This window comes from Paenibacillus sp. Soil724D2 (genome assembly GCF_001427935.1).
GTDB lineage: Bacteria > Bacillota > Bacilli > Paenibacillales > NBRC-103111 > Paenibacillus_E.
This window is the reverse complement of record NZ_LMRY01000059.1, coordinates 38,644-51,308: the sequence shown is the minus strand read 5'-3', so window position 1 is coordinate 51,308 and position 12,665 is coordinate 38,644. Positions and strand designations below refer to the sequence as shown.

At 47.2% G+C, this 12,665-nt stretch carries 8 protein-coding genes; 5 read left to right on the top strand and 3 right to left on the bottom strand.

What is annotated here, in order from left to right; genetic code table 11:
- Nucleotides 1-17 precede the first annotated feature (17 nt).
- On the top strand, nt 18-1,124 hold the full coding sequence (locus ASG85_RS33775) for a M24 family metallopeptidase (protein ID WP_060649155.1): 1,107 nt from the start codon (nt 18-20) through the stop codon (nt 1,122-1,124).
- Nucleotides 1,125-1,209: 85 nt separating this feature from the next.
- Here the strand turns inward: ASG85_RS33775 and ASG85_RS33770 are convergent, their stop codons facing one another.
- The 3 genes from ASG85_RS33770 to ASG85_RS33760 form a co-directional block, all read right to left on the bottom strand.
- Nucleotides 1,210-2,175: a LacI family DNA-binding transcriptional regulator gene (locus ASG85_RS33770; RefSeq protein WP_060649154.1), complete on the bottom strand. Its 966-nt coding sequence runs from the start codon at nt 2,173-2,175 to the stop codon at nt 1,210-1,212.
- Between the two features lie 82 nt (nt 2,176-2,257).
- Nucleotides 2,258-5,602, bottom strand: a complete 3,345-nt coding sequence (locus ASG85_RS33765) for a GH36-type glycosyl hydrolase domain-containing protein (protein WP_060649153.1) — start codon at nt 5,600-5,602, stop codon at nt 2,258-2,260.
- 907 nt (nt 5,603-6,509) lie between these two features.
- A complete protein-coding gene (locus tag ASG85_RS33760; protein WP_060649152.1) occupies nt 6,510-8,258 on the bottom strand; it encodes a sigma-54 interaction domain-containing protein in 1,749 nt (582 codons plus the stop codon).
- A gap of 165 nt (nt 8,259-8,423) precedes the next feature.
- Between ASG85_RS33760 and ASG85_RS33755 the strand changes: the two genes are divergently transcribed.
- From ASG85_RS33755 to ASG85_RS33740, 4 genes are read left to right on the top strand one after another with little or no spacing between them, the layout of a single operon-like run.
- A complete protein-coding gene (locus ASG85_RS33755; protein WP_060649151.1) occupies nt 8,424-9,614 on the top strand; it encodes an NAD(P)/FAD-dependent oxidoreductase in 1,191 nt (396 codons plus the stop codon).
- Entirely contained in the window at nt 9,611-10,633 is a 1,023-nt protein-coding gene (locus ASG85_RS33750; RefSeq protein ID WP_060649150.1) for a proline racemase family protein, read from the top strand. Before ASG85_RS33755 ends, ASG85_RS33750 begins: the two co-directional genes overlap by 4 nt.
- 17 nt (nt 10,634-10,650) lie before the next feature.
- Nucleotides 10,651-11,655, top strand: a complete 1,005-nt coding sequence (locus ASG85_RS33745) for a proline racemase family protein (RefSeq protein WP_060649149.1) — start codon at nt 10,651-10,653, stop codon at nt 11,653-11,655.
- 34 nt (nt 11,656-11,689) lie between these two features.
- Nucleotides 11,690-12,526: a sugar phosphate isomerase/epimerase family protein gene (locus ASG85_RS33740; RefSeq protein ID WP_060649148.1), complete on the top strand. Its 837-nt coding sequence runs from the start codon at nt 11,690-11,692 to the stop codon at nt 12,524-12,526.
- Nucleotides 12,527-12,665 lie beyond the last annotated feature (139 nt).

Here is a 12,665-nt window from a genome sequence, read left to right as displayed (position 1 = left end):
AACGGGAGGGTGTATGTATGAGTTCCATTTATGAATTGAGATTGCACAAACTACGTGATTACTTGGAGAAAAAGCAAATTGATATCGCCTTGATTACGAATCCAACGAATATTTATTTCTTTACCGGGTTCCATTCGAATCCGCATGAGCGATTCATGGCACTTATCGTCGACATGGGCAGCGCTCGTGAAAGCATGATTGTTCCCGGCTTAGATTTGGAAGCAGCGCAGCAGCAATCATTCGTTCGCGATTTGATCCCCTGTTCAGACAGCGAGAATCCTTACGCTCTGTTGAAAGACAAAGTAGGTAGAACACGCATCGGTACGTTGGGATTGGAAAAAAAAGCAATCAGCCTTCACAGGGTGGAGCAGCTGCAGGCGTTGTTTCCCGATTTGCATTGTACGGATATCGAACCATTTATCATACAAGAGCGGCTGATTAAGTCAGAAGAAGATCTTGTCAGCATCCGCCGAGCGGTTGATATTGCCGAAAAGGTGCTTGAAAGTACCGTGCAAAAAGTTAGAGTCGGCATGATGGAGCAAGAGCTTGTGGCGGAATTAGAATATAAGATGAGGATGTTCGGAGGCGATAAGCCGGCATTCGAATCGATCATTTTGACTGGAAAAAGGTCATCCTTGCCTCATGGCAAACCAGGTGCTTATTCGATCCAGGAGAATGATTTTTTGCTCATCGATTTTGGCGTTTATGCGGGCGGCTTTTGCTCAGATATTACCCGTACGTTTTTAATTGGGGAAGGAACCAAAGAGCAGGAAACGATTTATGAAACCGTGTTAACCGCGAATCTGGCAGCTATTCAAGCGGTCGCAGTGGGTACACCATACGGAGTCATCGATCAAACGGGGAGAGGTATCATAGCAGCAAAGGGATATGGCGCTTATTTTAATAATCGGATCGGTCACGGCATAGGTCTGGATGTGCATGAAGATCCATCGATTAACGGTGAAAACGAGATGCTCATTGAGCCGGGACATGTATTCACGATTGAACCGGGCATCTATATGCCTTCGCTTGGCGGCGTTCGAATCGAGGACGATGTGTATGTGCAGCCAAGCGGCAAGGTCGAAGTGTTGACACACTATCCAAAGCAATTGCGCAGATTGTAATTAATTAAATAAAACAACAGCCATTTCCTTAACAAATTAACGTTTAGGAATAGCTGTTGTTTTTTTTGTTGTTCCTCAAATTCCCTCATACCGCATGTACAGAATCGCCTTTGACCAAAGTCACATAGATGCGCTCGTGATCGATCTCTTCATCCGCAATCAGCTTTAACAACTGTTCGGAGGCTAGAGCACCCCATTTTCGCTTCGAGTAATCAATCGTCGCAAGACGAGGCTCCGTATACTGTGTCAATTCAATATTATCGAAACCGATGATATGAATGTGCGTGCCAATCCTATACTCGGATTCCTTGACGGCATTATATAAGCCGATAGCCATCTCATCGTTCAAACAGAAGACGGCGACAGGCTCCGTATATTCCCGAATGATTTGCTCGGCAGCTTTTTCCCCGGCCGACTTGTTAAAGTCGCCTTGAATCTGCGTACAGGCAAGCGGCTGATGACGTTCAACGACCTGACGGACAGCCTGAAGACGCTGTATCGAGTCAAACGAGGCTTCAGGCCCCGTTATGACATAGATCTTACGATGCCCTTTTTCAATCAAATACTCCATAGCTAATGCGGCCCCCGCCTTATTATCGAGCAGTACTTGATTCACATTCGAATGGTTCAGCTCACGGTCGAGCACAACAAGCTTATGTCCGAGCTCCGCATATTGAAGTATCTCTTCGCTTGAGAATGAAGAGTCGAGCACGATGGCGCCGTCAATATTCCGTTCTGGCAGCAGGCGGTGGGATTGCGAGCCGCTGCATACGATTAAGTCATAACCCTTTTTATTCAGCACTTCTTTGATCCCCTGCAGCAGCTCCCCGTAGAACGCTCCGTTAAAATCCGTAAGAAAAGCCCCAATAATCTTAGTTTCCCGCTTCTTCAGTGATCTGGCCGCCGCATTGGGCATGTAATTTAATTCCTTAGCCACGGCCAATATTCGGCTGCTCGTTTCTTTCGTCACTTTGGGGTTCCCGTTTAACGCATAGGATACCGTGGAGATCGAGACCCCCGCTTTTTTAGCGATATCTTTAATACTAACCACAATAACTCGCCCCTCACGATCAATGCATCATTTCCCTTTACTATACCAATATATTGGTTGCGCCGAAAGATCACTGGTTCCATTAGATGTAAATCGCAATAATATTATCTTCACCGCCTAACAAAATCTCCAATTGCTCGCGCCGCACTCTTGTTCCGCCATGGCGATAACGGTTTGGCATGTTTTCGGTCTCTGCTGCATGGCCATTAATCTCGATACGGCATTCCAATGACCCGTTGATATGATATTCGAATCTGACGCCGCGGTTATTCCAGGTAAATTCGAACCGAAGCCCATCCATGTCATGCGGAAGTACGGGATCAATGATCAGGTCTCCTCCGTCTTGGCGAATGCCGAGACAGTTGGAGATGAGCTGGTTCATGTAGATTCCTGGTCCGCTGGAGTAGATTCTCCAGCCGCCTTTGACGGGAACTGTTCCTTCAAACAGCTCTTGGAATCGTTCCCCAGCATCATAACGTGTATTAAATTTTCCGTCTGAGCTGCTGAAGTAGGCATTGCTTTGGCGCAATTCGGCGTTCGGCACCACTTCCCGGATGCCGATCGGATTAATCATGGCAAGACCCTGCCAAGCCTCGTCCACCTTGCCGAGCTTCGCCATCGCCTCCACGAAGCGGATATGAGCGTGCACATACTGCAGCCCGATTTCACGGCCAAAGTTCGCCGCTTGCTCTGCACGTTTAAAGTGCTTGCTTACGCCGCCAGCATATCGTGCCGGGCGGTTCATCAAGCGGACGCCATCGGGGCAGTACAGCTCCTGCTTAATAAGCCGGTAATGCGATTCAGCCTGCTCTTCGGTCAGCAGTTCGGCGATCATACTGCGCGTCATCGGCAGCAGGCGATATTGAATGCCCGTCTTCGTATCGGTCGGATGAAGCATAAGCTCCGCTTCCCCCGGTTTCTCCATGTAGACGAAGCCGGGAATGACATCCTTCTGCAGCATATAGCGATTGAAGTCGGTTTGAATGCCAAATGCCAGCTTATGTAGCTCCGCTGACAGCTCTTGGTGTTCGTCCGTTAAAGCGGCGGATAATTGATTCAGCACCTGATAGGTCAAGGCGACCGTCCAGCTGCTGATCATATATTGCTTGAGCTGCGCATTGGCTGGCTGGAGCGTATCGTCCCAGTCACCGTCGCCATAAGCGGACAAGTGAGTATCGTGAAGAAAGTGATTCTTCATGTATGTCAACTGCTTCTGCACATGCTCAAGCAGGGTCGGGCATTCCTCGGTGAACTCGAAGCCTTCCCGATTCGTATAAGGAATTCGCTCCTGAAGAATGCTGAAATCGTGCGTAGACGAGATGTAATCGGCAATGACCTTAAGTGGCCATACAATGATGTCGCCATGGCTTTCTTCTTGTTGGATGCGGTAATACTGATCGAACATAAACCATTGCGGCCAATTCCCGTCATCCTCATATTGGTGGGCATATACGGTCTTTATAATTTCGCGCACTTGATCGTATTTCTGTGTAGCCATGAAGTATTCCGTAGGCCCTTGGCATACGTCTCGTGTGCCCCAAGCCGCTCCGCCGTATTGTTCCAGCCCGTGCGGCACGGAATAATGGACCAGCATATTATGGGTGTACCACCATGCAAGAGCATTAACCTTATTTAGCGATTCCGTTGCTTCGCCACTGTGCGATAATTGGAAGCCATTCATTACTTTTCTAAAATAGTCGCGGTATCGTTCTATTTCTGCAGCCGTATTCGGCTTCTCGAACGGCAGCTCACCGCCATGAATAAGTCCTTGAACCGTCAAACTCCATTCCGAGCTAGCGCTTAATTCGAGCACAACGAGCGAAGAGGATCCCGGATCAGCATGATTGGCTAGGGCTGTCTCGTCGGTCACGGTCACATCCGCTCCCGTAAGCTTCATACGGTAACACAGGTCTGGCAGGGTTCCTGAGTTATCCGAACCTTCACACGAACGGAACACCAGAACATCGCCTTCACGTTCTATGAGGAAAGGTACTCCGTATTCATTGTTATTCATGGACACCTGATTCGTAATCAGATAACGGTAGGGCTTTCCGCTTACGGATTGTAAGGCCAGATGAACCTCCGGTGTGTCCATTGCCGTGAGGTTCGTGACGACAATTGTGTCTTCAGCCGTCTTATAGGTCCACCGCACGTAGTTAAAGCCAATCTCGTACATCGATGGCATTGTGAGCATCCGGAATTCACCGTGCATCTCAATAAATATCCTTTGGCCTGAAGTCTTCAGCACATTCAACGCATTGCGGGCATTTGTTAGCATCTTGTTGGAGGACGTATTTCCCACCACAAGCTGCGAGTTGAATATACCGTACATATAGGATGTGGTAGTAAGCACTTGTTCGTTCATACGAGCGTTATCCCCCGTCATGAGGATATGTCCATGCGGACGTTCCACAAGCAGCTCTTTCTCCTTTAATACAACATGTTCGTGCCCCTCTGTGAAGAAAGACAACAGAACCCCGTTATCCCATTCCTCCTGATGGCGGCTAGGAAAGTCGCGCCCGATCTCCTCGATTGTCATAGATTCAACCTGAAGAGGGTCGCCGATTCTGGGCTGAAGGCTGACAGAATCCAGATCTTCCTCCCACTTTGCATCTAGTTCCTCCGCATATGCCCATGCTTCCTGAACTTCCTGTTCGTATGTCAAGGTTACAACTGCCTCCGGATGGTGCGGCTTGAACAGACCGTAAAAAACAAATCGCGCCATGCCATCGACGATCACGCGCTGCGATTGCAGAGCTGTATAGGCAAATTCGTATTGATAGATCTCGCTGGCCAGCTTGACCTGAGTCAGTGCCTCTGGCTTGTTCGTTGCCTTATAGGATAAACCGAAGAATTGGAAGCCGTCCGTTGAATATTCTGCGGCATTTGTTAAAGAGCCCTGCTGTAAGTAAGGGAATTGTCCCTGCTGCGGCATATTTTGACGAGAACAGACGACCCAGCCTTTGACAGGGTCCTTAAAGACAGAATGATCCATATATTGAGACAGATAAGCTTCATTTGATCTGACAGCACCTTGATCGGCAATGCCCACATCCTGCCCATAGACAAGATCGATGTCCGCTCCATGACCATGGACCCGTACGTCCCAGAACCAGATCAATTGAGGAGTGAGCGTAAATATGACCTCATATTCGAGTTCCTCGGCATGCCCCTTCCAAGAAATCTGACAGTCACTGCGACTGATTCGGCTTGAAGAACGGATGCCAAGCAGTGGTACGAAGGATAGCGATGATTCCCGGTGGATACGCAGATAAATATTGTTCATCGAACCGTCAATTGGGTTAGCTATCAGTTGATTGATCATTGTCTGATTGTATGTGATCTTTCTAATATCTCCGCTGTTCATAAAAGTGAACGCCATTGCGCCATTTCGGATGCAGATGTCGGTTTTATTAGGTCTTGTCATATTCTTCACTCACTTTCTTATTCGAATAATGTATGTGGCAACTTACAAATCGAAACGTTTCTATAGATATTAAATCATTATAAATAGCAATGGTTTTGGAGTCAATAATCAATTTAATAACTGTGAAATCTCCTATACAACCACCATTATTCACATGAAAACTGTATTTTATCGCGATTTTATCAAATATAAAACTCGATTCGAAACGTTTCTATTAAGCCTGAGCGTAAACAAAAAAACGGCCTGAGCCCATGGTTGAACGGTTATCCGAAAGATGGAGACTTTAAATAAAGTGAGCTCTCTCGGGCCTTTTTACGTTAACAATTAATGAATAAGAAAGGTTGGGGGTTACTTGTGTGAAATAGTTGGACTAGGGGGAAATAAGGTTTGAATGAGTGATGAGTGAGTGAGTGAGTGAGCAAATGAGCAAATGAGTAAATGAATGAATCCACACTCTCGGTCGAATGATGTTGCAGAAAGTGCAACAATTCTGCCTAGATCCCACCTTTATCCCTTCAATGTTGTATCGTGTACAACAATTTAGCCCCATACAGGCCATTTCACGATAAATGGGTTCGAATTGTTGTACAGACTACAACTTTTACTTGCGAAATAGCCTTTTGGCATGCGAATTGTTGTAGAAACTACAACATTGGCAATCACGATAGCCCATCGAAGCTGCTGAACCGAAATAAAATCAAATTTTTGAGCTATGCCAACCAGTTTTGAAGAAGCACAATTAATGGATAGACAGTTTCCATCAACCAGCCAAGCTAACAGTGGTTAAGCTTACTCTGAGCGCATTGACCTCATTTATCGAATTAGCGATCGTCATCAATGGACGATAAAAAAAGATGACTCCCTGCGAATACCGAATTCAGGAGCCATCTCTATCGATTAGAATGATTTATTCGTCAAAACCCAGCTTGTTCATCTTGTTGTACAGTGTTGCTCGTGACAGGCCGAGCCGTTTGGCAGCCGCAAGTTTGTTGCCTTTCTCCAGTTCCAAAGCTTTGATAATGATCTGTTTCTCGTGAACTTCCAACTCCTTCTGCAAGGTTTGGATCACATTCGGAGTTTCCTCTTGTAGGGGAGAATCATCCCTATGTTTACTGACATGGATCGACATCGGCAGATCATCTCTTTTCACCGATCCGTCTGCAGCAAAAACGACCAATCGTTCAATCGCATTCCGCAGCTCTCGTATATTGCCGGGCCAACTGTAGTGAAGCAGATCCAATAACACATCTTGCGGGACATGTTGAATGAATCGGCTATAGCTAATTGAAAATTCGTTTAAGAAACAGTGCGTTAGTTCGATGATATCTTCTTTTCTCTCGCGAAGTGGGGGGATTTCAATTGTAACCACATTCAAGCGGTAGTAAAGGTCTTCTCGGAATAACCCCTGTTTGACTTGGGCGTTCAAATCGCGATTTGTGGCGGCAATGATCCGAATATCGGCTTTCAATTGCTTGGTTCCGCCTACGGGGAAGTAGGTTCTTTCCTGCAGTACACGCAAAAGCTTGACCTGCATATCGAGCGGCATTTCACCAATTTCATCCAAAAATAAGGTGCCGCCCGCTGCCAGTTGTATTTTCCCCTTTTTGCCGTTGTTGTCAGCTCCAGAAAAGGCGCCTTTTTCATAACCGAACAATTCGCTTTCGAATAGAGAAGGAGAAATGGCACCGCAGTTAATCGCGATAAAAGGAGCGTCCGGTTTTTCTCGAACGTCATGGATGGCTTTGGCGAAAAGCTCCTTGCCGACACCGGTTTCACCGAGAATGAGCACCGTTGCCTTGGTCGTACCAATTTTTTTGCACATGTCTATCGTTCGCTTAATGGCGCTGCTCGTTCCTTTGATTGGGCTAAATGGATCGGTCGATGGTTGAAGCTGGGCCATTTGCTGCTGCAGTTGATGGACCTTGGAAGTGGCGTTGAATAGCTCCTGATTCAACCGGACCTCACTGGTGATGTCCGTTTCTGCAACGACGGAACCAATGATTTGCCCATTAAGGCGAATAGGATTCGAGTTAATTAGGACATATAAATCGGGCCGTGGTTGGTGCAGCTTACGAAACACAGAATCACCGGTTTTATGGGTTTGTAAGATTTGCAGCCTATCAGCAGGGAAGAAATCGGCCATTGGTTTGCTAAGAATGTCGTCGGCTTTTATAGAAAAGATTCGCTCGGCGCCCTTGGTCCACACGACGGTCCGTTCTTGATCATCAATCATGGAAATGGAGGCATCCATCGTGTCGATCATCGACTCGAAATAAGCTTTCAAGGTTTGGTGTGCTTGATGCAAGGCAGTAAGCATATCGGCAGCGGTCACATAACCGATCGGCTGGTCGGCAGCATCTTTTACAAGGATGTAATCGGTTTCGCGAAAAAGCGGGATGACAGCGTCCAGCGGCGTCTTTTGGGGGACGGATACGGCGGTTCGCCAAGGCACATTCATCAAGCTAAGCCTGTTAGCCGGGTGCTCTCCAACATAATAAAAAAGCTGAAAGCCGTCTTTATAAAAAAGGACCTTTTTTTGATTCGGCTGCAGGGAGGATGTATATTGCTCAAACCGAGCTTCCGTGTCGGCGTCTTTTTCGATGAAATAATAATTGATCTGTATCAAATCCTCTATGAGAGGGACTTTGTGCTTCATTGTCATGACCTCGCCTTATATGGGTAGCGTTTTGTTTAAAATTATACGCCTCATGTGAATAAGTGTAAAATTTTTTAGACACTTGTGGCTGGGTGATTTGGCATGAAAATTGCTTATTAAAAATGTGTGAGTGATGAATCTACATGTTGGAAAGGAAATATGTCTATGGGTGTAAGTCATGTGGAAGTTGTCATTATTGGAGGTGGAATCGTCGGTTCAGCCATTGCTTATTTTTTGAGTAAACAAGGGTTGGACGTAGCTGTGCTCGAGAAAGGGGAATTGGCGAGCGGTACATCATCTCGTTGCGACGGCAACATTTTGGCTATCGATAAAGATCCAGGCTTTGACAGTCAAATGTCGCTGGTCAGTCAAAAGATCATCGATGAACTGAGCCGGGAATTGGCATGTCCGTTCGAATATAGGGCGCCCGGCAGCATTCTCGTCTGTGAAACGGATGAAGAAATGGAGGCGGCGCAGCAGTGGGTGAATCGGCAGAATGCGTTAGGACTTCCGTTTCGGATGCTGGACCGGCAGGACATTCGCCAAGAGTCGCCTTTCCTTGCTGACGATCTTCCGGGTGGACTCGAGTGCGGCACGGATTCGACCGTCAATCCTTATCTGCTTACGTACTCCTTATTTGATGATGCCCAAAAAAAACATGGTGCCCGTGTCTGTTTGAGAACGGAAGTTACTTCCATCAACAGAGATCCGGTAACAGGAAATTTCAAGATCAGCACGAATCAGGGTGAGTTTACCGCTAAAAAAATTGTGAATGCTGCAGGTGTATGGGCTCCGCAAATCGGCCGCATGGTCGGCTTAGACATTCCGATTGTGCCTAGGAAAGGGCATCTGATCGTTGCCTCTCGTCAAGTCCCTGTCGGCTTGCGGAAGGTGATGGAGTTCGGTTATTTGATCTCCAAATTCGGCGGCCAGCGGAAAGTCGACCCGGTTACGGAAAAATATGGCGTTGCACTCGTGTTCGAACCTACGGAAAGCCAAAATTTTTTGATTGGTAGCAGCCGAGAGTTTGTCGGTTTTGATACCCAAGTGAATATGGAAGTTGTACGTTGCATGGCGAGAAGGACACTTCGTTTTTATCCTAAAATCGGAGATTTTCAAATCATTCGTACCTATACGGGGTTAAGGCCTTGGACGAAAGATCATTTGCCGATCGTGTCAGCAGTCAATGAGGTGCCAGGCTATTATATCGCAGCAGGCCATGAAGGAGACGGTATCAGCTTAGCTGCGGTGACAGGGAAACTGATGTGTCAAATCATTACGGAGCAGCTAGAGACGATCATTTCAACTGAACCGTTAAAGTTTGAGAGATTTCAGGAAAGGGTGGTTCCTACGTGAAGAGTAAAAAAGTATTTACGACCGTAGATACGCATACCGGCGGAAATCCTACGAGAACAGTGATCAGCGGACTTCCCAAACTTGTAGGGTCAACATTGTCGGAAAAAATGCTGCATATGAAAACAGAGTATGATTGGATTCGAAAAATATTGATGTACGAGCCAAGGGGGCACGGCGTCATGTCAGGTGCCCTACTGGTGGAACCTTGCCATCCGGAGGCGGATATCGGCGTGATCTATATCGAAACCGGCGGTTATTTGCCGATGTGCGGTCATGACACCATAGGTGTTTGTACAGCGTTGGCCGAGACCGGAATGATCCCCGTCACGGAACCCACGACGTATTTGAAGCTCGATACACCTGCGGGACTGGTTGAAGCAGAGCTTGCGGTGCAAAACGGGAAGGTCCTGAAAGTAGCTTTTCAAAATGTTCCCGCCTTTTTGTATAAGCATGTAAAGGTAGAAGCTGAAGGATTGGGCAGCGTCTACTGCGACATTGCATATGGCGGCAACTTTTATGCGATTACGGATGCCCGGGTGTTGGGGCTTGAGCTTACGCCATCCAATGCAGATACCATTGTAAAAATGGCCGTAAACTTGCGCAAAGCGATTAACCAATCGGTCAACGTGGTGCATCCGGAGGCTTCGTATATAAGAGGATTAACTCACGTTGAATTTTATACAGACCCGACACATCCGGATGCCCATGTGAAAAATACCGTGATCGTCCCTCCTGGCGGAATTGACCGCTCTCCTTGTGGGACAGGAACATCGGCTAAGCTTGCGGTGATGTTTGCCAAAGGGGAAATACGCATGAACGAGGAGTTCGTACACGAGAGTATTGTCGGTTCGCTGTTTAGAGCTCAAGTTGTCGGCACGACACAGGTAGGTGGCTTCCCGGCTGTGGTGACCAGAATCGAAGGTTCGGCATGGATGACGGGGATGCATACGTTTTTTATGCACGAGGACGATGAGCTTAATGAGGGATTTTTATTAATTCCGCCTGCAGAAGATCACTGAGAAAGAAGGGGAAATCGATGGAACTGAAGCAGTATTACACGACAATTGACACGCATACGGGAGGAGAGCCTCTGCGTATTATTACAGGAGGGATTCCACCGTTAAAAGGCGATACCATCCTTGCGAGAAGGGCTTACTTTCGCGAACACTATGATTACATTCGGAAGGTGCTCATGTTTGAACCGCGCGGGCACCACGGTATGTATGGATGCGTAATCACATCGCCAGTAAGTCCAGATGCCGATTTCGGCGTACTTTTTATACATAACGAAGGATATAGCACAATGTGTGGGCACGGTATCATTGCAGTGGTAACGGCTGCCATCGAAATGGGCTTTCTTCCGGCAGCAGAGGAACGCTCGCAGATTATTATCGATACTCCAGCCGGTAAAGTGATTGCGAAAGCTGAATGTGAAGGCATAGAGGTGAAATCGGTTTCGTTTGTGAACGTTCCATCGTTCGTTTTCGCTCAAGACGTGCGAGTAGAGGTTCTAGGCAAATCTTTCACGATAGACATCGCTTTTGGCGGCGCCTTCTATGCAATTGTCAAATCAGAGGAGCTTGGCATCTCTGTTGACATTGCAGTGTTGTCTAAACTCCAAGAATGGGGGTCTGCGATTAAGGCCTACGTCGAGAGCCATATGATAGTTAGCCATCCCTTTGAGCCGCAGCTGCAGGGCATTTATGGCGTGGTCGTTTCCGATACTCCGCGTAAGGAAGACTCGCATTTGCGCAATGTGACGATATTTGCAGATAGGCAAATTGACCGTTCGCCTTGCGGAACGGGAACTTGCGCGCGTATGGCAGTATTGCATGCCCGTGGCGAGTTAGAGAACGGTCAAAACTTTGTGCATGAAAGTATTGTAGACAGTCAGTTTTCGGGACGCATCATGGAAACTGTGAAAGTGGCTGAATATAAAGCTATCATCCCTCTTATCCAAGGTAGAGCTTTCATTACCGGGACACACCAGTTTATCGTTGATCCGTCTGACCCGCTCGGGGAAGGCTTCCTTCTGGGTTAATGGAAGTAGCGGGACTAAGGAGGAGGAAGCGTACATGTATTCATATAGCGTCACGCAATGGATCTACGGAAATGAAGATTTGGAAACGAGTCTAATTCGATTGAAAAAGTACGGTTATGACGGTGTGGAACTTGCCGGTGAACCCAATAAGATGGACCTGGGTGTCGTTCAATCGCTGTTAAGCAAGTACGATCTGTCATGCACCTCCATATGTGGAATCTATACATTGGATCGAGATCTCTCTAGTCCTAATGCGGAAATACGGAGTCATGCCGTCCGTTATGTGAAGTCATGCGTCGACATGGCTGCGCAATTGGGGGCTTCTGTTGTCATCGTCGTTCCGTCGCCAGTTGGAAAAAGCGCCCCAGATTCGACCTATCAGGAAGAGTGGAAGCTAGCAGTCTCCAGTCTTCAAGATGCAGGAGCCTATGCGGAGTCGAAAAATATCGTTCTGGCGATCGAGGCGTTAAATCGATTTGAAACCTATTTGATCAATACATTAAGCGCGGCTAAACAGCTGGCCCAAGAAGTGGATCAAAGCAGCGTACGAATCATGGCTGATTTGTTTCATATGAATATAGAGGAAAAAAGCCACAGATCTGCGCTTCAGAACATAGCCCCCTATCTGGCCCATGTCCATATTGCTGATAACACAAGAGAAGCGGCCGGCTTAGGCCAAACCAATTTCGAGGATGTTTTTAGAACTTTGCAGGAGCTCGGATACCAAGGATGCATTACCATGGAATTTATGCCGCCGGTATCTAATCCATACATGACGGCTCAACAAAGCGAATCGGGTGCACTTCATGATCGATACACGCAACAATCCATCTATCATATCAAGGGTATCGTAAGAGCATTGATGAAATAAGGGTTGGAACATTGCCGATAGCGGGAGAAATAAACGCCATCAGCTGGTCTTTTAACAAGTCATTTCGTTGACGCTAACTAGACACGCTTAGAGAAGAACCAGCACACCCTTGAGCCCCTTGAGTTTGCTGGTTTTTTGC

Coding starts and splice junctions, on each gene's coding strand:
- ASG85_RS33740 (WP_060649148.1), top strand. CDS start 11,690: ATGTATTCATATAGCGTCACGCAATGGATCTACGGAAATGAAGATTTG.
- ASG85_RS33775 (WP_060649155.1), top strand. CDS start 18: ATGAGTTCCATTTATGAATTGAGATTGCACAAACTACGTGATTACTTG.
- ASG85_RS33745 (WP_060649149.1), top strand. CDS start 10,651: ATGGAACTGAAGCAGTATTACACGACAATTGACACGCATACGGGAGGA.
- ASG85_RS33765 (WP_060649153.1), bottom strand. CDS start 5,602: ATGACAAGACCTAATAAAACCGACATCTGCATCCGAAATGGCGCAATG.
- ASG85_RS33755 (WP_060649151.1), top strand. CDS start 8,424: ATGGGTGTAAGTCATGTGGAAGTTGTCATTATTGGAGGTGGAATCGTC.
- ASG85_RS33760 (WP_060649152.1), bottom strand. CDS start 8,258: ATGAAGCACAAAGTCCCTCTCATAGAGGATTTGATACAGATCAATTAT.